Raw genomic sequence first — 20,281 nt, forward strand, 5'->3', positions numbered from 1 at the left:
AATCACACTATAACAAACGGCATATGAAATTCAACACAACACATTGGCTACATACAGCGAAAGAGGAATACTTTCAGCCGCGTAATCATGAAGGCGCCGCCGCTTATGCGATGAGTCCTGAAATGGAACTGTATAGCAGTGTGGTAACTGCTTCCTTCAACGATCAGTTCTATGAAACAGGTGATGAACGGATGAACCGTATGTATGAACTGATTGCACAGGTAGACCCTGCTTTTGTAGCCAAACTGGCCATCTACGCCCGGGAAAAAATGTATTTGCGCAGCGTGCCACTGGCCATGGCCGTATTGCTGGGATTCCATCATTCCGGCGATGCACTGGTAAGCACCACCGTGCGCCGCGTGGTACAGCGCGCCGACGAAATCACAGAATTGCTGGCCTGCTATGCAAAGATTAACTACCGCGGACATACGAAAAAACTGCACCAGCTGAGTAAGCAAATCCAGAAAGGGCTGGCGCAGGCATTCAACAAATTTGATGAATACCAGTTTGCCAAATATGACCGCAAAGGAGCAGTTACCCTGAGAGATGCGCTTTTCCTGGTACATCCGAAAGCAAAGGACGAAGCCCAGCAGCTGCTGTTCAATAAAATAGCACAACGTGAGCTGGCAACCCCTTACACCTGGGAAACTACCTTGTCGGCATTAGGGCAGCAGACCTATAAATCTGAAAGAGCGAAGAAAGACGCTTTTTGCCGTACCTGGGAAATGCTGATCAGTACTAACGCCCTGGGATATATGGCTACCTTGCGTAACCTGCGTAACATGCTGGCACATGATATAAGCAAAGCCCATATCAAACAGGTATGTGCGTATTTATCAGATGAAGCGGCGGTATTGTCTTCCAAACAATTACCATTCCGTTTCCTGGCTGCCTACCGGGAACTGAAATCCGTGCAGCATGGAATGACAGGAATGTTGCAGGAAGCGCTGGAAGCAGCGTTAAAGATCAGTGTGCAGCACCTGAAAGGCTTCGACGCCAACACTAAAGTGGTGGTAGCCTGCGATGTATCCGGGTCTATGCAGCGACCAGTATCCCGGCGAAGCAAAATTCTTTGCTACGATATAGGACTTATATTGGGAATGTTGCTGCAATATAAATCTGAACACGTGTTATGCGGCATGTTTGGGGATACCTGGAAAACCATCTCTTTGTCAGGAAAAAATATTCTGGCCAACGTAGATGAGTTCTATCGCCGCGAAGGTGAAGTCGGATATGCTACCAACGGCCATAAAGTGCTGGAAGACCTGATCAAAAAGAAATACGTGGCAGATAAGATCATGTTCTTCTCCGACTGTCAGCTGTGGAATTCTCAACGGGAAGCACTGGGAGACAACCAGATTGGAGCGCACTGGATCGAGTATAAAAAAATAGCTCCACGTGCAAAGTTATATCTGTTCGACCTTGGCGGCTACGGTAAAGCACCATTGAATATCCATGACAAAGATATTCACCTGATTGGCGGATGGAGCGATAAAGTATTTGAAGTGCTGGATGCCCTCGAGAAAGGAGACGATGCACTGGCAAATATTCAACGTACTATACTGTAGCATACATCCCTTGTTTGGTTGACCTCTATATCCATTGTACAGTTAAATTAACCTTGAAGAAAGGTGTCGTTGGAATGAGCTACTTCGCTAGGAAAAACACTCATCCGCTTTTTACCCTTTCTTTATCCTATTAGCAGGTGTCGTTTGAACGAGTTACTTCTCTTTACAAGAACATTCCCTCGTTATCCTTTTACCCTGCTATATTTAAACAGGTGCCGTAGTTGCGGGTTACTTCGCCATGCCGGAGATGCAGGTGCAACTCCTGCTTCCGGGCAACCGGAATAGTTAATAATAAACACCGGCCATCGTCCTGCAACGCTTTTATTTGCCCTGTTTCTTTTAAAAGTGCCACGCAACGACATTGCGTGGCACTTTTTATTTATAACTTCTGAATCAACCATTGCTGATTCCTTCCTCCATTCAGGTACCACTGAATAATGCCCGCGCCATTGGCGGTAGAAGCACCATTTACATCTAATGACTGACCACTATTTTTATTGATTACTTCATAGTAACCGAACCCGATGTCGATGACCTGCCATTGCTGGTTAGCTCCACCCCAATAATCCCACTGGATAATACTTGCACCTCCGGCAGTCGAAATACCATTTACGTCCAGCGCCTTGCCACTATTGCGATTCAGGATATTGGCGTACCCGCCTCCTACTGACGAGATTTTCCATTGCTGGTTGTTGCCGCCCCAATAATCCCATTGCACAATGTCACCCCCATTGGCTGTGGAAGACCCATTTACATCCAGCCCTTTATTACTCTGACGGCAAACGACCTTATACCAGGCATTGGGGTCAAAGCTGCCTAACGGGATAGCAATGGCATTTCCTCCCCAGGCGTATTGTAAACGGGAAAGCCCGGAAGTATTGTTTACCGTTAACGTAGTACCACTCAGCGTAAACAGGCTATAGCCGTCGCCGTTCCTTAACGCTGGCCAATATACGCAGCCTAAGCCCCTGGCCCTTACGCGGTTGGTCATTCCCTGGAAATAAGCGATTTCCCGGTCGCTGCCAGGTGCCCCCAGGTAATCTTTACCATTGGTCATCGGGATGCCGAACTCCGTAACGATTGTACGATCGGGATAGGCCAGGCCTTCAATGGCAGATTCCCAGTCGGCCACCGTGGTTTTGTTATTATCAAACCAGGTATAATTATGATAGGATAACAAACAGGTATTGAGGCGGCTGTCGGCGCCCACCGCATTTACATCGGTAGCATACCCAACGCCATCCAGCAATACGCGGCCATGCGGAATAGTGGGATAATTGGCTAACCATTGGGCATACAGGTTATTGAGATTAGCGGTACTGTAACCATGCGGCTCATTAAACACTTCGAAGTACACGTTGGCTGTATTACCATACTTGCTTGTAATCGTTTGCCACATGTTCCAGAAATCGGTGAGATTATCCACGATACCATCGCGGGAGCTGGCGCCCTCCCAATAACAGAGGATCACGTTCATACCTTTGCCTACGGCATCATCGATAGCGCCGGTATAGGAGCCCCACCACGACTGCAATACCGAAGGTGGGTTTACAGGCATACGTACAGTGTTAATACCTTGTTGCTGAAAATAGGCAAGGATATTACCTGCCTTAGCTTTAGTGGTAGCGTAGTCGTCGCCGGTGCTCAAGCCGCTCGGCACCACGGCGCCATCGGCAAAGTTATCGTTGGGATCGGCCCAGTTCCCACCTTTAAAAGCGGCTGTGGAAGTGAGGTTGGCTGTTGCCAGCACAGATGGAGGCGCCATAGTATTTTCTGCGAAGGTTCGGTTCATTTCTTTTTTACAGCTCCATGCAAAAAAGCAAAGCAACAGGATAACAACAGAAGGGTTTTTCATAAACTGGGTTTTATTGGATGTTAAGAAATATCATGGATTGAGTTAACGCCAGGCGAATGGCCGAAGTTCTGACAAATCACTGCACCCTGTACTACCGTGGCGAGCGGCCCGTTTTCCTGAACACCGCGGGCGTGCTGCCGGCATGTTGCTTGAAGAAGGCCGTGAAATAATTGGCAGATTCGAAATTCAGTTCGTAAGCAATTTCTTTGATCGTTTTGCCGGAGCTGAGCAACAACTCTTTGGCTTTCTGCGCCCTGATCTGTTGCTGGTACTGCGCGGGCGACAACCCGGTATACTCTTTAAACATACGCCGGAACCAGGAGTAGCTCATATGCAACCGTTCGGCCAATGCTTCGGGGGTATAGCTGCCATCGGGATTTTCCCGTATGAGTAGCCTGGCTTTTTCTATTTTTGCTGCTACTTCCTGGTTGTGAAACTGGTGATTACGGGTGGCAAAGTAAACAGCGCCGAGCATGTGAAGCGCAATACCGGAAATGGCTTGCTGGTAACCAGGTCGTTCTTCTGTAGCCAGTGTAAGCACTTGCCGGAAAAGATCTACCAGCTGCTCATTAAATCCTACTGGGTACAATGCCGTTTGGCTGTTAAAAAAATCATGTTGGGTCAACTGATCCGGTACTTGTCCGCGGAAGCCCAACCAGTAAGTATCCCAGCCCGTGTCTGCTGCTGGCATATAACTATGCCATTCTCCCGGAAACAATAATAACATCGTGCCTTCTGCTACGTAGGTATTTTGCTGCTGTGCACTGCTAAAATAACCGCCTCCCCTGGTAACATAAATGAGCTGGTATTCCGGCAACACTCTGCCTTTTTCAGGGTAAAACCAATAACGGGAAGGGTGTTCTGGCGAAGGATACCGGCTATTGGGAGAAATGTACTGGTAGCCTACGGTGGTAACCGTAAGTCCCCAATGCATATCTGCATCATTGACAGTGAGATATTTGACATGTGAAGCAGGGGCCTTCTTCATATATAGCAACTTACACGTGGTATATTCCGGTTGTGATATAAAAATAACGATTGCTGCGGAGTATTCCTGCACGCTGTCAGAAATCATACTTTTTACCTCAAATATCATAGGCCTTGCCCGGCTTTTACGGGTAGTTTTGAAGGGCTTATCTCCACCATAAATATTTATATATGACAACCATCAAAGTGGGCCTGTTTGGTATCGGGCTGGCCACCTATTGGCCACAATTCACCCAACTGAAAGCGCGACTGGAAGGTTACCAGTCACGTATTGCCGGCAAATTGCAGGACAACCATGTAACAGTAGTAGATGCAGGGCTGGTAGATGATGTGGCAAAGGCCCGTTCTGCTGCCCTGCTTTTTAAACAGGAAGATGTGAGTATCATTTTCCTGTATGTTTCTACTTATGCGCTTTCCGCCACGGTGCTGCCGGTCGTACAGGGTTGTAAAGTACCGGTGGTTATTCTCAACCTGCAACCTGTTGCCGCCATGGATTATAGCTGGTTCAATGGCCTGGGCGACCGGGGGCTGATGACGGGAGAATGGCTGGCCAATTGCCAGGCTTGTGCCGTACCGGAAATCGCCAACGTATTTAACCGGGCAGGCATCTCTTTCCACCAGGTAACCGGTACGCTGGACGATGAAGCCGCCTGGCTGGAAATTGCCGGCTGGAAAGCCGCAGCTGCAGTAGCTGCCGGCATGCGCCACAACCGGCTGGGAGTATTGGGCCATTATTACAATGGCATGCTGGATATCTATACCGACCTTACTTTACAGGCAGCTACCTTCGGCGGACATATACAACATCTCGAAATGTGCGACCTGGCTGATTTCCACAGCCAGGTAAGTCAAACGGAAATAGATCATAAGCTGCAGCAAATACACCAGGAAATGGAAGTACTGGAAGAGTGCCCGTCACATGAACTGGTGCGCGCCGCACATACCGCCGTGGCGTTAGACAAAATGGTGGCTCATCATCAGCTGGGCTCCCTCTGTTATTATTATGAAGGCACACCGGATAATGCGTATGAAGACCTGATTGCATCTGTGATTGCCGGCAACTCTCTCTTAACGGCTCATCGCGTACCGGTAGCAGGCGAGTATGAAGTTAAAAATGTGCAGGCCATGAAAATCATGGATCTCTTTGATGCCGGGGGCTCTTTCACCGAATTTTATGGACTGGATTTCAAGGAAGACATTGTGCTCATGGGACATGATGGCCCCGGTCACCTGGCCATTGCCGAAGGCCGCCCGCTACTGAAGCCGCTTGGCTTATATCATGGCAAACCGGGGAAAGGATTGTCTATCGAAATGAAAGTAAAACATGGACCTGTTACCCTGCTATCCGTAGTGGAAACCGGTCATGGCCAGCTAAAGCTGTTGGTAGCCGAAGGGCAGTCGGTACCTGGTCCTATTCTCCAGATTGGGAACACCAACAGCCGTTATAAATTTCCGCTGGATATCAAAACATTTGTGAACAACTGGTGCAAAGAAGGCCCTGCGCATCATTGCGCCATTGGTGTAGGACATATTGCGGGTAACATTGAAAAGCTGGGACATATCCTGGGGATGGCTACCGTGAAAGTGTGCTAAAAGAGACGTAATATTTCAGCGTCAGGCATTGTTGGATAGGTAGCTGTTTTTTATCTTCATCCTTCAACTGTAGCTGATGAAACAGAATAAATACGACGATCCTTCTTTCTTTGAACAGTACAGCCAGATGCCCCGCTCCATCGGCGGGCTCCAGGCAGCAGGTGAATGGCATGTGCTCCGCGATATGCTACCCAACCTGGAAAATGCGGCGGTGCTGGACCTAGGTTGTGGCTTTGGCTGGCACTGCCGGTACGCCGTTTCCGAAAAGGCCGGGCGGGTAGTGGGGGTAGATATTTCGGCGAGGATGTTGGCCCGTGCGCGGGAAATCACTACCGAGCCTAATATTGAATACCGGCAGTTGGCGATCGAAGATATCGACTTCCTCCCCGGCACGTTTAACGTGGTGCTTAGTTCACTGGCCCTGCATTATATAGCAGACTATGTACAGGTGTGCCGCAAAGTATTTGACTGTCTGCAACCAGGCGGCGCATTCGTATTGTCAGTAGAGCATCCCATTTTTACGGCCCTTGCGGCGCAGGACTGGTACTGCGATGCTGCCGGCAACCGGCTGCACTGGCCCGTAGATCACTACCAGGAAGAAGGACTCCGGCATACGCGCTTCCTCGAAAATGACGTGATAAAGTATCACCGCACAGTCACCACCTGGATCAATACCCTGCTCCAGACTGGCTTTCAGCTCCAACGCGTGGAAGAGCCGGCACCTACCGCCAGTATTATTGCCCAATACCCCGGGATGAAGGACGAAACCCGCCGCCCTATTTTCCTGCTGTTGTCGGTGATAAAACCCGCTGTTTAACAGCCCTTTCAAAAAAGAAATTGTTTTTTATACCAAATGGTATATTTTTGCAGGTACAAAGTGCAAGGGTTATGAATAAAGCGGAAAAAACCAGGCAATTCATCGTAGAAAAGACAGCACCTGTCTTTAATGAGAAGGGATATGTGGGCACTTCGCTGAACGATATGACCAACGCCACCGGGTTAACCAAAGGCAGTATTTACGGCAACTTCGCCAATAAAGATGAAGTGGCCCTCGCCGCATTTGATCATAACCTGAAGCAGGTAACTACTATCATCCAGCAGGAAATGAGCAAGCATAATACCTGCCGCGAGAAGCTGATGGTATATGTACAGGTATACAGCAACTTCCAGAAACATCCGTTTCCGGAAGGCGGCTGTCCCCTGCTCAATACCGCCACCGAAGCAGATGATACCCACGCGGCACTCAGGCAAAGAGCCGCCGATGGTATACAGCGCTGGAAAAACGCTATTACCGGCCTCATTGAAAAAGGCATACAACTGGGGGAATTCCGTAAAGATGTACCCGTTGAACAAACCGCCCTGAGCATGATAGCCACCATTGAAGGTTGTATTATGATGACTAAATTAACCGGTAAAACACATTACCAGAAAGCGATTATGCGTACCGTGGAAAAACTCATCGACGACTTATAAACATTTTTTTCTTTTAAAATATACCGATTGGTATAAAACAAAAAACATGAAAACATCAGGTAACACTGTACTCATCACCGGCGGCAGCGCAGGCATAGGCCTGGCTATCGCCACCGCATTATCCAGGCAACATAACCAGGTAATCATCACCGGCAGAAACCAGGAAAGATTGGATGCCGCATCCAGGCAGCTGCCCAATGTCACCGCCATCAACTGCGATGTAACCAGCGAAAAGGCGGTTAACCAGCTGATAAAAACAGTAACAGCAGATTTTCCACAACTAAATATGCTGATCAACAATGCCGGCCATGCAGTGGCTTATGAGTTGTCGGCCAGCGCCAACGCCTTTGAAAAAGCGGCCGATGAAATGCTGACCAACTACCTGTCGGTGATACAGCTCACCGAAAAATTACTTCCGCTGCTCAGTAGCCAGGAAGAAGCCGCCATCGTTAATGTATCATCCGTAGTAGCCCTCGCCGCCGCTAAACGGGTACCTACCTACGCCGCCAGCAAAGCAGCGCTCCACTCCTACACCCAGGCACTGCGAATGAGCGTGGCGCCCCTGCATGTATTTGAACTGATGCCTCCCCTGGTTAATACCGACTTCTCCCGGGAAATAGGCGGCAGTAAAGGGATTCCACCTGAACAGGTAGCGGATGCACTGCTCGCTGCGCTGACCACCAATCAATACGAAATCCATGTAGGCGATACGGAAAAGATATATCAGTTGATGCGGTCTTCACCCGCCAGCGCCCTGCAGGCACTCAACAGCAACCTATAAATACGCAATATTTTTTTCTTCATAAATATACCGATTGGTATATAATCATTATACATGAAAAGGACAGTATTGATCCTGGTGGTGATCACCGCAGCCATCATGGAACTGATAGACACCTCTATCGTTAACGTGGCACTATCGCATATGAGCGGCAACCTAGGCGCCACACTGGAAGACACCTCCTGGGTCATTACTGCCTATGCCATCGCCAACGTTATCATCATCCCCATTACCGGCTTCCTCTCAGCCACACTTGGGCGACGTAATTACTACATCGGCTCTATCATAGCATTTACGCTGTTCTCCTTCTTATGCGGACAAGCATCCAATATCTGGATACTGGTGCTATTTCGCTTCTTGCAAGGCATAGGCGGAGGCGCCCTCCTATCAGTATCCCAGGTGATCATATTTGAGCAGTTTCCCAAAGAAAAACAAAATGTAGCCGGCGCCCTGTTTGGTGTAGGCGTATTTGTTGGTCCTACTATTGGTCCCACCCTCGGAGGCTATATCACAGAATTTTATTCCTGGCCCTGGATATTTTATATCAATGTGCCCATAGGCATTATCGTAACCATCCTCTGTTTATTGCTGCTGAAAGAACCTGCAATTCCCTCCGTCCGCCGGAAAATAGACTGGACCGGCATCCTGTTGCTTGCCCTGGGCGTAAGCGCTCTGCAAACAGTATTGGAACGCGGAGAAACCGACGACTGGTTTGAAGCGCCATATATCACCTGGCTTACGGTGATCGCTACCTTCAGCATCATGATTTTTATCTGGTGGGAACTGCGCATCAAAGAACCGGTAGTAAACCTGCGGGTGCTAAAAAGCAGGAACCTGAGCATTGCCGCCATCCTCACGTTCGTATCTGGCATGGGTATTTTCAGCTCTGTATTCCTGACCCCTGTGTTTGCCCAGCGCCTGCTGAACTTTACGCCCCTGCAAACAGGCCTGCTGCTGCTACCCGGCGCCTGCCTCGCTATCGGTGGATTGATGATTTCGGCCAGGCTCCTGCAACGTGGCTTGTCACCCGTATTCCTCATCGTTGCCGGCATGGGGTTGTTTATTCTTTTCAGCTGGCAGATGTCGCAACTCAACCAGGATGCCAATGCCGCCAGCATCAGCTGGTACCTGGTATGCCGCGGTGTGGGACTGGCACTGGTAACCGTACCCCTTACCACCCTCGCCGTATCGGCACTGTCACCGGCCGATATTCCGCAAGGCGCCGCACTCAACAACATGATGCGGCAACTGGGCGGCTCCTTCGGCATCGCCCTCGTGAATACCTACCTCGCCAACCGTCATGCCCAACACCGGTACGACCTGGTAAGCCACCTTGATACCAACAATCCCGCCATAGCCAATCGCATCAACAATTATGCGCATGCCTTTATGAGCAAGGGTTTCACCGCTACCGACGCACAGCGCCAGGCGGTTAAACTGCTGGATAATATCGTAGTAAAACAAAGTACACTGCTTAGCTTCAGCGACGCCTTCCTGCTGGTAGGCTTGATCTTTCTCCTTACCCTCCCCTTGCTCTTTATTGCCTCCGGTAAAAAGAAAGCTGCCGCCAACGTGGTGGTCATGGATCATTGATATTTTCGTAGGGGGTGTACGTTACTACTGTCATCGCAGATCAGCACAAATACATTATATTGGTATAAAAAAGATGAAACACCTTTATATTTTACTGCTGTTACTACCGGCTGTAATGAATGCCCAATCACCTACCGATACGATCAAATCTGCTGTCAACAAATTGTTTACCGCCATGCAGCAGGCCGACAGCACCGGCATCAAGGACTGCTTTGCACCCGGTGCTATCTTACAATCTATCGTAACAGATAAAACCGGTAACACCGTGTTGCGAAATTCTACCGCCGCCGACTTTGCCACCATCGTTGGTAAACTAACACCTCACAGCGCCGATGAAAGAATTGTTTTCGGCAGCATCCAGTCAGACGCCACAATGGCTGCTGTATGGACGCCTTATCGCTTTTATTTTAACGGGCAATTTTCCCATTGCGGGGTTAATTCTTTTCAGCTGGTAAAACTGGACGGCACCTGGAAAATACAGTATATACTGGATACACGGCGCAAGGATCAGTGCGTGGAAACGGCGCCTTAAAGGTTTTTCTCCCTGACCCCGGCTTTCTTTATCTACATAATCTAAAATGTCCTCCGCTGCAGCAGAGGACATTTTATTAAGAGGAAATAATATCGCCGGGGCATAGACATGCGCCGGCTACGTTCATAACGAAATGTAATATTCGCAGCAATTAATCGATCTTAATTTCCGAATAGTTCAGACAGTTTCTTATTCAGTTCTTCTCCACGAAGATTCATAGCAATGATATTCTTATTTTCGTCCAGCAGGAAGTTGGCCGGTACTGCGCGGATACCATACTGACGGCCTACCTCGTTGTTCCAGCCTTTCAGATCAGATACATGCAGCCATGGAAGCTGATCTTTAGCAATGGCTTCTTCCCATTTATCCTTATGATCATCTAATGAAATGGCAACGACCTCAAAGCCCTGACTTTTATATTTCGCATATTGTTTGGTGAGATTTGGATTTTCTGCGCGGCAAGGGCCGCACCAGCTGGCCCAGAACTCTACCAGCACATACTTACTCTTGATATCTTCCAGCTTCAGCGACTTCCCATTCACATCCTGCTGGGTGAACTTCGGCGCCGGCGCGCCTACGTGAATAGTTTTGGCCGCTGTAATACGCTGACCTAATTCGCGGCCCTGGTCGCTCTCACGGAGACTTTTACTCATAGCATTATAGATCGGCTCTATCTTTTTCACATCTACCGGGCTGCCGGTACCTTCGGATAGCGCCACCATGCCAAAGTACGACTGCGGATGCTGCTGGGCATACTCGATCTGCGCTTCGGCACGGGCTTTCATACGCCGGCGGTATTCCACATTGATACGGCCAAAGAAAGCGGTATCCTTCCGCTGTTCCGGTGTAGCAGCACTCACCTGCCCATTGGCCCATTTATTCAGTTCCATAATGGTACCGCCGATCGCTTTGTTGTAAGCGGCAGACTCGTCATATACTTTAGAGCCGCTAAAAGTGGCATTAGCGAGCGAATCTGCAGAGGTGATCTTCACCTTCTCTTTGCCGTAATAGAAATAAATCACATCGCCGGTATATACTGCTTTCTGTTTGCCGGAACCATCATGGCTCAACGCGAGACGAGCATAAGAATAACCCGCGCTAAGACCAGTGAACGTAAATTTACCATTTGTAACTACGGCGCTATCTTCCTTTCCAACACCGTTGCTCATATAGTCGATATACGCCATAGCGGGACTATTCAGCTTACCGATATGTCCCTCAATGGTAAAGGCACCCTGCTGTGCCTGGCCGGCCAATGGCAGCGCAACAGCCGCCAGTAATAACATTCTTTTCATCACTATAATTTTTTATTTTCTTGAGACAATATCTATCGGTGCACCGGGGATACCATCTACGCGACCGGTGACCACGCCATTCTTACCTACGCTTACATCCAGCAGCAGTACGCTGCCATCTACTCCCGCAGTGAGGGTATTACCGTCCGTACTGAGCTTTAGCATCGTTACTTTCTTACCGCCAAAATTGGCATCCAGCGGACGCAGATCTTCATTCACCGGGTTGTACCGGTAAATCTTATCGTTAGAAGTAAAATAAAAGATATCTACCGCAGAACGTTGCCAACGGCTGTTATTCGTTAACAATGCAGCCCCCTTGAAGATACGTTTACGTGTAGGCTTAATCGTGCGTAAATCATAGTTACTCATATCTACAGTAAACGTATACTCATATATGTTACCATCCGCCGATTTGTAGTAGGCATACGAAACGCTCGGTATCGCCTGCATAAACAACAGCTCTCCTGCTCCGATGTTGGCAGGGTTGAACGCGGAACCCACCACCTGGTAGTCGCTCCCCATAAAGTTGCCACTGCCGTCGAATGTCACAAAACCATGACGGATGGTATCAAACCCGAAGAAGAAATTGTAACGGCTGTAGAAAGGCGCCAGGTAATAGTTACCTGTTTGCATGCTGGAAAACTTGCCAAAATCCGGCGCAAATGGCGCCGTAGAAGTAATGCTGAGGTAGAGTTTTCCGTTAACGATCCCGGTAGGTACGCCCTGCGCACCATTGAAGGCTTGCGTTTCCATCGGTGTTGGCGGATTGAAAAACTGCTCGCCGAAATAGCGCTTACGCAGCATGGTGCTACCATCGATGATCACGCTCTGCTTGGCGGGATCTTTACAGATCACCCAATAATCTTCTACCGTATTTTCCTGGTAGGCCAGCGGTTTGGCGAAAAGCTGTACTGGGTTAACCGGCAGATCTTCATTATGTAACGCATGATACAGATCTGCATTCACTGAACTGTCGGGCCGGATAAACGACAGGCGGGTAACGCCATTGTCGACACTCAATACAGTGGCGCCCTTTGAAAACCTGGTGCCACCGTCGATCTTAAACTTATAGAAATACTTGATGCCATTCCGTTGGTCGGTTACCGTTAGCTTAACTTCCCGCACCATCGGCTTCAGGTTATAAACAATCCGCAGCGGGTAACCGGTGTAGTGATCGGCCCTGGCTTCTTCCGCCACAAGGATATCCCAATCGAAAAACAGGTCTTTGGCAGGATCACCATCTGCCAGCGACACGCCCGGACGTATGATCAGCGAATCTCCTACGATGGCATTGACAGTGCTATCGACTAGCCCCGAGATAACCGGTTCTGCAGGCTCGTGGTATTTGTAATTGCCCAGGTCTTTCTTGCAAGCCATAAAGAAGCAGACCGATATTGATAAGAGAACAATTAATTTTTTGCTCATAGTAATATTTTTAGAAGAGAACTTGTTCCCCGTTTTCATCAATAAACACATACTTGTTGGCCGACTGATAAAACTTCAGGAGAAAACGTTTGGCAGGCGCGGCTTTGCTGAAGAAGTCATAATCACCGGTATTGTCGTTTCTTTTCTCCAGTACGTACCCCGACTCCGGATGTTCTGATACCCATGCCATAGGATATTGCAACAGGTACCTGGTATTGGCGATGTAATACAGCGTTCTCGGAATTTCCATGTACCAGTCCGGGTAGGAATTGGCAATAACAAGGTCCGTAGTACCACTGCTGATGAGAAATAGCTGATGCTTCACCCGGGAGTACTTACCCATGGAACCAGCCCAGGACGACCACCACGCCGGCTCTTCCAGGCGGTTGGAATACAAGATGCGCTTGGAACGGATAGACACCGGCAAATTGGATGAGAAGTCGGTACCACCGGATATCCGGATAGTAAGATTCACAGATTTATTCGCCAGTGCGGTGTCTGTATTGAGCAGGATCACGGGGATACGGGTAGTCCCCGAATCAGCCGGCATGGTATACACCGGCTTCAACGGCTCGTAATGCTTACCGGCGACGGCGGTAGTGGCGCTATCCACTGCTGCTATTGAAAAATGCCGGTCCTGGTGAGTAATTTTTCCGGAGATGATTACCGGCACCCAGATGGTATCTTTTTCCAGATCCGGGTGATAGGCAAAGGAATAAACAAGACTGTCTGTATTGGCATAATTCAGGTAGATATTATCCCTGGTCAGATCATAAGGCGCAATATTGTCCTTTTTACAGCTGAATAACAGGCAGGCAAGAATAGTGATGATACTTAATCTTTTCATGGTGTGCTTGTTAATTGTTTCTGTATGCGTTTTCATCATCCGGTAACGGCAATACGAAAATGCTGTTCGATGGTTGTCTGGAATTGGTAGCATTGATGGTCACGGCATGGTGTAGTCGCTTGTACATGAAAAATATCTGGCTCTCACCGTAAAACTCTTTCCTGGCTTCTTTTATCAGGAGATCAATAAAAGCTGCCTTGCTGGCCACACTGCTCACCTGGTAACCGATGCCGCGGGCGGCACGTACCTGGTTATAATAATTCAAAGCGCGTTGAGGATCTTTGTCGTAGCTGGCTTCCGCTGCAATGTAATAGAGTTCTGACAGCCGGATGGCCGGCGCTACCAACGGGTGAATGTTAGTAAGCGGCTGTGCATTCCGGTAGTATTTCTGCAACACGGCCCGGTCCGGTCCTCCGGTGGTAGCCGCAGTATTAAGGAACCATTGCTTCAGTCGCCAGTCCTCTGCACCCACGGTACCGATTTCATAAATATCATTCACCTGGTCCGCAGTGCCGCTATAGGCAGGATTCTGCTGGGTAAAGCGGGCCTGCAACGATTCGATGATGCTTTGGGTTTCAGTATACCAGCAGCCGATCAACTCCTTATAAAAGATGCGGTCGCGCAGCTGGATATCTGTCTGGAAGAAATCTTCCTGCCGGGTGAAAGGAAACTTGGCAGATGATATCACCTCTGCCGCATTGTTTAATGCATTGGTATAGTCGTTTCGGTAGAGATACACCCGCGACAGCTCACCGCAAACCGCATAGTAGTTCATCCGGTGCCGGCGGTTTTGCATGAACAGATCTGCATTTTTCAGTTCAGTTGCTTTGTCATCGCCGGGATAACCAACGGTATAAGCGGTATTTTTAATTGGGTCCCCTTGCAGGAGGTTCTTAGCCGTACTGAGATCCCGCAGTACGCTATCGAGGGCTGCATTTACGGGAGAGAATGGCGTAGAAGTGGTGCCCACCCTGGTAACATATGGAATCCCTTTCTGTGTAGGGCCATTAACATAAGACGGTGCAAACAGGCGCAGCATATCGAAGTGCAGATATGCGCGCAGCGCCAGCGTTTCTCCCTTAATCAACCGGTAATTGCCAGGGCTGAACAAGGTTGTGTCTTTATCAATAGCCTGCAACAGGTAGTTGCAGTTGGCAATAGCCTTGTAGGCATTGCCCCACACATCGTTTACCATGCCTTTCACTGCGCCGCCGGTATAAATGAAGTTGGCAATGTCCTGGTTGGTGACGTCGCTGAATGTATAGTTCTGTCCCAGCACATCCAGCATGTTATAGGTAAGCTGGCCGCCGTAAAGCGATTGGCTGGCGCAAAGCGTGTAAATGCCGTTGAGCGCCTCTTTAAAGCCCTGCTCTGAATTGAACAGTTCATCTCTGTCTACCTGTGTTTGTGGCTTTATATCCAGGAACTTCCTGCAGGAAATCATCGATGCGCCCAGGCTCAGTATTACTATTAATTTCTTCATGATCATGGCTGTTTAGAAGGTAGCAAGGATAGAACAGGTAAGACTTCTCGCAAACGGATAATCTATTCCCCTTTCCTGTCTTACACTGGATATATGGAGAATATCATTCATAGTTACTGCTCCCCGCAGTGATTGCAGGCCGATACTTTTGGCCATGCCTTGTGCCAGGTCGTAGGAGAAGTAGAGTGACTGCAGCTCCAGCAGGTTTTCTTTCTGCACAAACCTGCTGCTGGCATAGGTAAGGTTAAGATCGGTGATATTCTTATACAAAGCCTGATCGCCCGGCTGCTGCCAGCGCATGGTCAGCGCCCTGCTGTCTACGTTAAAGCGCGGGTCTGCATTTTCAATCCTGTCTACCAGCGTTTGGTTATACATGTCGCCACCAAATCTGTAGTGGAAGCTGAAGCTCATCATCCAGCGTTTCCAGGTGATATTACTACCGAAGAAGCCTTCCGCTTTTGGTGTGTAATCGCCGATGGGCCGGGTGTAGGCTACGTCGTAGTCGTAGGTGAGACTTCCATCCGGCTTTTCGTAGATCTCCCGTCCATTTTGCGGGTCGATACCGTGTGATTTTACACCGTATATCGTGTTGTACGACTGGCCTTCTGCAAAACGCAGCAGTGGCTTGCCCTGTGCGCCCTTGTTCGGATCCATCTGGTAATTATTAACGCTTTCATTGTAGGCTTTCAGTGCGTTGGATATTTTAACGATGGTATTGGTATTATGCGCCAGGTTACCAGTAATGTTGATGTTCAGGTTTTCTTTGCGCAGGGCATTGATAGTTACGTATAGCTCGTAGCCCTTGTTGGCCATATCACCCAGGTTTTCCTTATAAGTAGAAAAACCGGTAGAAGGCGCAATATTGATATCTGTCAACAGCCCTTTGGTCAGCTTATAATAATACACCGGCGTAAGGATAATCCTATCCTGCAACAGGCCAATTTCCGCACGGGCTTCGTAGTTGGTCGTTTTTTGCCATTGCAGGTTATCATTACCGTAGCCGTTTACAATAGCGCCGATACCGGTAGAATACCAGTTAGAGGTCTGGTAACTATAAGTAGTTCTGGCGAGGAAAGGAGGAAAATCCACCGATCCGGTCACGCCGGCAGTACCGGTGAGTTTCAACTTCGACAGGAAAGGCAGACTAGCTTTGAACCAGTCTTCGTTATGTACATTCCAGCCAATACCGCCGGACCAGAAAGGTGCAAACCTTTTATTGGCGCCGAAAGCGGAGGACCCGTCCAAACGAACGGCTGCATCGAACAGGTATTTATTCTGGTACGAGTAGCTGCCGCTGAAGAAGGAGCCGATCAGGCGTCTTTCATCCACGTTGCCGCTGGGGGCTGCGTTGGGTGTATAGGTGCGGGCAAAGGCGATACTGCTAAATTTATCATTGGAGAAGCCACGTGCCTGGAAGCCTTTAAAATCGCTGGTAGCAGAGGTGATGTTAGCGCCTAATACGGCGTTCACGGAGTGCTGACCAATCAGTTTATTATAAACCATGCGGATGTTACCATCCAGGTTGAGAGAGCGTGTAGCCGTATAATCATAGGAGCCTTTGTTCATGGCCTGTTCCGGGGGATCCAGGTAAAACGCATTACTGAAAGGGGAAACAAATTTATCGGTGGTAGTTTTGGTACTGTTCAAACTCATGAGGCCTATTACGCGTAAGGCGGGCGTGATGCGCCAATCGGCTGAAAATGCATCGATCAATTCCAGGTAATCTGATTTGTCGAAATTGCCCAGGCTGGCTTCATAGAGCGGGTTCAACACCGGTACATTCTTGTATTGGCTGCTGCCTGGCTGGTGCGTATCCACGCGCCAGTTGGCGATTTCCCGGATCAGTTTACCATCATCTCCATAAATAGGATAATAGGGATTCATGGCCACATAGGTGGAGAAGTCGCCGTAGTTGGAGTTGCGTGCATTCACCTGGGTAACAGTCAGGTCGTTTTTCAGCACTAACCTCCGGTTAGGATTGTAGGTAAAACTCATGCCACCGCTGTAACGGTTACGGCCGGAGTTCTTCATCACCCCGGGATCTGTTTGATACCGGAGGTCTACTCCATAACGAAAGCTGGAGTCGCCGCCTTCTACATATACTGAGTGCTTCTGCGAGTAAGCATTGCGGAGCGGTTGCGACAACCAGTAGCTATTTACGCCGCTCACTACATTTTTCAGTTTTGAATAGTATTGCTGATCCAGTTCGTCTTGTGTGTTGGCGGTGTTGTTTTTGGAAGAGTATAAGCCGGCACGTCTTTCATATTCCAGTTTGTCAGTGGCATTGAGTACACTGTAGTCGCTGAGGTCGGGGGCTGTAGCCTTCATCTCAGCATTGTACGATAATCGCAGACGGCCTGGCTGTGGTGCTTTGGTGGTGATCACAATAACACCGTTGGCGGCGCGGGAACCATACACTGCCGTGGCGGCGGCATCTTTCAGGATGGTAACGCTGGCAATACGGTTAATGTCCAGGTCTACTACCTTCTGCAGGGGTACTTCAAATCCGTCCATGATAAATACGGGCAGGTTGTAAGAGCTGGAGAGATTGTTCCTGTCCAGTATCTCGCCGTTAGGCATGGCAGTGGTTCCCCTGATGTTAATCTTGGGCATGGCATTGGGATCGGAGCCGAACAGGTTGTTGTCGGCTATCCGGAAAGAGGGATCAAAGGAGGCAAGGCCTTTGAGCATATTCTGCGGGTTGAGACGCTTCAGGTCTTCTCCTTTTACCACGATGGCGTTACCGGTGTAATTGTCTTTTTTGATCACCTGGTAACCCGTTACCACCACATCATTCAGGGAGCTGGCCTTGGGCGACAGGACGATGGTTTGGTTGCGGATAGCGTGTACAGGCACTTCCTTTGTGCTGTAGCCAACGCTGGTGAGTATGAGCACATCTCCCGGATCGGCGCTGATATTAAACTGTCCCTTTTCGTTGGTGAGCGCCCGCGCAGCGGCGTTTTTTACGAATACAGAAACCGCAATCACTGCTTCTTTGGTAAGGCTATCCACTACTTTTCCGTAAACCAGGCTATCCTTTACAGTACTGCTGTTGGCAGGCGCTCCGTGGTCTGCACCATTTCCGGTAGTGATGACGATCGTTTTGCTGACGATGGTGTAACCAAGATTGAATTTTTTCAGACAGGCCTGCAAGGCTGCATCGAGGCTGGCATTCTTCAGTTCAACATCTGTTTTGAGAGATGCAGGGTTTATGTTGCCCTTGTAGAAAAATGTAAAGCCGGTTTGCTTTTTGATGTCGCTGAAAATAGTTTCCAGTGTTGCATTGTGCCGACTGATGGTGACAGACTGGCTGGCCGCGCGGACTGGTAAAAAGAATAATACGATCAGTGGCAGCAGGATCCACGATCTCAAAGGTGAGCGCAAGCGTTTCTCTGCCCTTGCCGCGAATGACAAAGGAGGACAATGAAACTTAAATTTCATGTTGGTCGGATTTAGTCGATAAAATGAGCGTATAAGCGCCGGCTGGTAGCGGATACTACTGGTGGCATCCGGCGTTATCGCATGCTGGTTGATTTGGTAAGTTGGTTTTAGATGATTATTCGTTCATACATACAATCTTGAAATTTTAGTTGACAGTGATGGTGCTATGACCGCATTAATTTTTATTGGTAACTGTGATGATGTTGTCCTTTACTTCGAATGTTATCCCGTTGATCTCCAATATTTTTAAAACATCTTCCAGTTTACTGTTCCTGGATATTTCCCCGAAAAATCTTTCCTCCGGTATAGGACCGCTGTACCTTATCTGCACATTGTACCATCGCGCCACATCGCGCATCACAGATGGCAGGTTGTCATTTTTAAAGGAGAACAGGTTATTTATCCAGGCAGTTTCCTTTTCTGTATCTGCGGTGGTGGTCCGGATACTATTGCCGGTATTTCCTTCGCAGATGGCCTGCTGACCGGGTTGGATCACGACTGATCCGCCGTTGTGGCTCACCTTTACCGCGCCCTGCAGGAGGGTGGTTTTAGATAAACCATCTTCCGGGTAAGCATTTACGTTAAACACGGTGCCCAATACCTGTATAGACTGCTGCCCTGCCTGTACCACAAACGGCCTAGCCGGATCGGCAGCAATGTCAAAGTAGGCTTCGCCTGTTAACCTAACCGTTCTGTTGGCCGCGCCGAAAGCGGCGGGATACTTCAATGTGCTGGCGGCATTCAACCATACGATAGAATTATCCGGCAGCACGATTTTGAACTTCGTGCCTGCCGGGGTGGACAATACATTTTCCTGGTTAGGATCACTCTTTTCAGCGGATGTGGTTTTATATAATAATGTGCCGTCTTTTTCTTTGGTGATAATAACTCCCTGCTGGCTGGCGATCTGGCCGCCGGTGGCGCTGTCGAGCGCTATCACGGTGCCATCGGCCAGGCGGAGTGTAGGAGCGCCGGTGGCATATGCCCTTGCCTCCTGTCGTTGTGATGTTGGCTGTTGGCGCAGGAAGAATACAGCACCGGTGCCAATCGCGGCTACGATGGCTGCTGCTGCAGCCCATCGCCACACCGGCATGCGCTTTCCCTGTGCTGGCGGCGCTGCTACCGCTATCTCCGCATCTATCTTGCTTTTCAGCCGTGCTTTCATCTCTTCGTAGGCCGACTCATTTTCCGCTGTGATAAGGTCTTCTTCTGTATCATGCAGGTCAAACCAGGATTCCAGGAACACCATCTCTTCACCAGTGGCGTTTCCTGTTCTGAATCGATTTAGCATTAATTTGAAAAGCTCCCGCTCGCGGTTATCCATCATGGCCTGTTTCTATTAGTATGAGTAGAAATATTCAAATCCGCCCACGCAGATAATAAATATTTTTAATTTATATATGACTAG

The 20,281-nt window shown here is 49.0% G+C and carries 16 protein-coding genes; 7 read left to right on the forward strand and 9 right to left on the reverse strand.

Annotated features, from left to right (window positions below; genetic code table 11):
• Positions 1 to 23 precede the first annotated feature (23 nt).
• Positions 24 to 1,568 (forward strand): TROVE domain-containing protein, encoded by a 1,545-nt coding sequence (locus HGH90_RS06150; RefSeq protein WP_169190651.1) that lies wholly within the window; start codon positions 24 to 26, stop codon positions 1,566 to 1,568.
• A 190-nt stretch (positions 1,569 to 1,758) separates the two neighbouring features.
• Here HGH90_RS06150 and HGH90_RS06155 read toward each other — a convergent pair whose 3' ends face one another.
• The 3 genes from HGH90_RS06155 to HGH90_RS06165 form a co-directional block, all read right to left on the reverse strand.
• Entirely contained in the window at positions 1,759 to 1,920 is a 162-nt protein-coding gene (locus HGH90_RS06155) for a hypothetical protein (RefSeq protein WP_168767555.1), read from the reverse strand.
• Between the two features lie 27 nt (positions 1,921 to 1,947).
• Complete coding sequence (locus tag HGH90_RS06160) at positions 1,948 to 3,423, reverse strand: RICIN domain-containing protein (RefSeq protein ID WP_169190652.1); 1,476 nt, start codon at positions 3,421 to 3,423, stop codon at positions 1,948 to 1,950.
• A 91-nt stretch (positions 3,424 to 3,514) separates the two neighbouring features.
• Entirely contained in the window at positions 3,515 to 4,411 is an 897-nt protein-coding gene (locus HGH90_RS06165) for a helix-turn-helix domain-containing protein (protein WP_169190653.1), read from the reverse strand.
• Positions 4,412 to 4,581: 170 nt separating this feature from the next.
• On the opposite strand from HGH90_RS06165, the gene HGH90_RS06170 reads away from it, so the two are divergent.
• The 6 genes from HGH90_RS06170 (at position 4,582) to HGH90_RS06195 (ending at position 10,382) form a co-directional block, all read left to right on the forward strand.
• Positions 4,582 to 6,003, forward strand: a complete 1,422-nt coding sequence (locus HGH90_RS06170) for an arabinose isomerase (protein WP_168767552.1) — start codon at positions 4,582 to 4,584, stop codon at positions 6,001 to 6,003.
• A gap of 76 nt (positions 6,004 to 6,079) precedes the next feature.
• Positions 6,080 to 6,820, forward strand: a complete 741-nt coding sequence (locus tag HGH90_RS06175; protein WP_169190654.1) for a class I SAM-dependent methyltransferase — start codon at positions 6,080 to 6,082, stop codon at positions 6,818 to 6,820.
• Between the two features lie 71 nt (positions 6,821 to 6,891).
• Positions 6,892 to 7,476: a TetR/AcrR family transcriptional regulator gene (locus HGH90_RS06180; protein WP_168767550.1), complete on the forward strand. Its 585-nt coding sequence runs from the start codon at positions 6,892 to 6,894 to the stop codon at positions 7,474 to 7,476.
• Between the two features lie 46 nt (positions 7,477 to 7,522).
• Positions 7,523 to 8,257, forward strand: a complete 735-nt coding sequence (locus HGH90_RS06185; RefSeq protein ID WP_168767549.1) for an SDR family oxidoreductase — start codon at positions 7,523 to 7,525, stop codon at positions 8,255 to 8,257.
• Between the two features lie 54 nt (positions 8,258 to 8,311).
• Complete coding sequence (locus HGH90_RS06190; RefSeq protein ID WP_168767548.1) at positions 8,312 to 9,850, forward strand: DHA2 family efflux MFS transporter permease subunit; 1,539 nt, start codon at positions 8,312 to 8,314, stop codon at positions 9,848 to 9,850.
• A 73-nt stretch (positions 9,851 to 9,923) separates the two neighbouring features.
• Positions 9,924 to 10,382 (forward strand): nuclear transport factor 2 family protein, encoded by a 459-nt coding sequence (locus HGH90_RS06195; RefSeq protein WP_168767547.1) that lies wholly within the window; start codon positions 9,924 to 9,926, stop codon positions 10,380 to 10,382.
• A 161-nt stretch (positions 10,383 to 10,543) separates the two neighbouring features.
• Here HGH90_RS06195 and HGH90_RS06200 read toward each other — a convergent pair whose 3' ends face one another.
• From HGH90_RS06200 to HGH90_RS06225, 6 genes are all read right to left on the reverse strand, one after another.
• Positions 10,544 to 11,677 carry a TlpA disulfide reductase family protein gene (locus HGH90_RS06200; RefSeq protein ID WP_169190655.1) on the reverse strand — a complete coding sequence of 378 codons (1,134 nt, stop codon included), beginning with the start codon at positions 11,675 to 11,677 and terminating at the stop codon, positions 10,544 to 10,546.
• A 12-nt stretch (positions 11,678 to 11,689) separates the two neighbouring features.
• A complete protein-coding gene (locus HGH90_RS06205) occupies positions 11,690 to 13,054 on the reverse strand; it encodes a PKD-like family lipoprotein (RefSeq protein WP_168767545.1) in 1,365 nt (454 codons plus the stop codon).
• A gap of 58 nt (positions 13,055 to 13,112) precedes the next feature.
• Positions 13,113 to 13,949 carry a DUF4843 domain-containing protein gene (locus HGH90_RS06210; RefSeq protein WP_168767544.1) on the reverse strand — a complete coding sequence of 279 codons (837 nt, stop codon included), beginning with the start codon at positions 13,947 to 13,949 and terminating at the stop codon, positions 13,113 to 13,115.
• 10 nt (positions 13,950 to 13,959) lie between these two features.
• Positions 13,960 to 15,432 carry a RagB/SusD family nutrient uptake outer membrane protein gene (locus HGH90_RS06215; protein WP_168767543.1) on the reverse strand — a complete coding sequence of 491 codons (1,473 nt, stop codon included), beginning with the start codon at positions 15,430 to 15,432 and terminating at the stop codon, positions 13,960 to 13,962.
• 12 nt (positions 15,433 to 15,444) lie between these two features.
• Complete coding sequence (locus tag HGH90_RS06220; RefSeq protein ID WP_169190656.1) at positions 15,445 to 18,873, reverse strand: SusC/RagA family TonB-linked outer membrane protein; 3,429 nt, start codon at positions 18,871 to 18,873, stop codon at positions 15,445 to 15,447.
• A 175-nt stretch (positions 18,874 to 19,048) separates the two neighbouring features.
• Positions 19,049 to 20,200 carry a FecR family protein gene (locus HGH90_RS06225; RefSeq protein WP_169190657.1) on the reverse strand — a complete coding sequence of 384 codons (1,152 nt, stop codon included), beginning with the start codon at positions 20,198 to 20,200 and terminating at the stop codon, positions 19,049 to 19,051.
• Positions 20,201 to 20,281 lie beyond the last annotated feature (81 nt).

The sequence above is a fragment of the Chitinophaga sp. Ak27 genome (genome assembly GCF_012726295.1).
In the GTDB taxonomy this organism is placed as follows: domain Bacteria; phylum Bacteroidota; class Bacteroidia; order Chitinophagales; family Chitinophagaceae; genus Chitinophaga.

Excerpts from the sequence above, each read along its gene's own strand:
- HGH90_RS06150 (WP_169190651.1), top strand. The coding sequence starts at position 24 with ATGAAATTCAACACAACACATTGGCTACATACAGCGAAAGAGGAATAC.
- HGH90_RS06160 (WP_169190652.1), bottom strand. The coding sequence starts at position 3,423 with ATGAAAAACCCTTCTGTTGTTATCCTGTTGCTTTGCTTTTTTGCATGG.
- HGH90_RS06165 (WP_169190653.1), bottom strand. The coding sequence starts at position 4,411 with ATGAAGAAGGCCCCTGCTTCACATGTCAAATATCTCACTGTCAATGAT.
- HGH90_RS06170 (WP_168767552.1), top strand. The coding sequence starts at position 4,582 with ATGACAACCATCAAAGTGGGCCTGTTTGGTATCGGGCTGGCCACCTAT.
- HGH90_RS06175 (WP_169190654.1), top strand. The coding sequence starts at position 6,080 with ATGAAACAGAATAAATACGACGATCCTTCTTTCTTTGAACAGTACAGC.
- HGH90_RS06180 (WP_168767550.1), top strand. The coding sequence starts at position 6,892 with ATGAATAAAGCGGAAAAAACCAGGCAATTCATCGTAGAAAAGACAGCA.
- HGH90_RS06185 (WP_168767549.1), top strand. The coding sequence starts at position 7,523 with ATGAAAACATCAGGTAACACTGTACTCATCACCGGCGGCAGCGCAGGC.
- HGH90_RS06190 (WP_168767548.1), top strand. The coding sequence starts at position 8,312 with ATGAAAAGGACAGTATTGATCCTGGTGGTGATCACCGCAGCCATCATG.
- HGH90_RS06195 (WP_168767547.1), top strand. The coding sequence starts at position 9,924 with ATGAAACACCTTTATATTTTACTGCTGTTACTACCGGCTGTAATGAAT.
- HGH90_RS06200 (WP_169190655.1), bottom strand. The coding sequence starts at position 11,677 with ATGAAAAGAATGTTATTACTGGCGGCTGTTGCGCTGCCATTGGCCGGC.
- HGH90_RS06205 (WP_168767545.1), bottom strand. The coding sequence starts at position 13,054 with ATGGCTTGCAAGAAAGACCTGGGCAATTACAAATACCACGAGCCTGCA.
- HGH90_RS06210 (WP_168767544.1), bottom strand. The coding sequence starts at position 13,949 with ATGAAAAGATTAAGTATCATCACTATTCTTGCCTGCCTGTTATTCAGC.
- HGH90_RS06215 (WP_168767543.1), bottom strand. The coding sequence starts at position 15,432 with ATGAAGAAATTAATAGTAATACTGAGCCTGGGCGCATCGATGATTTCC.
- HGH90_RS06220 (WP_169190656.1), bottom strand. The coding sequence starts at position 18,873 with ATGAAATTTAAGTTTCATTGTCCTCCTTTGTCATTCGCGGCAAGGGCA.
- HGH90_RS06225 (WP_169190657.1), bottom strand. The coding sequence starts at position 20,200 with ATGATGGATAACCGCGAGCGGGAGCTTTTCAAATTAATGCTAAATCGA.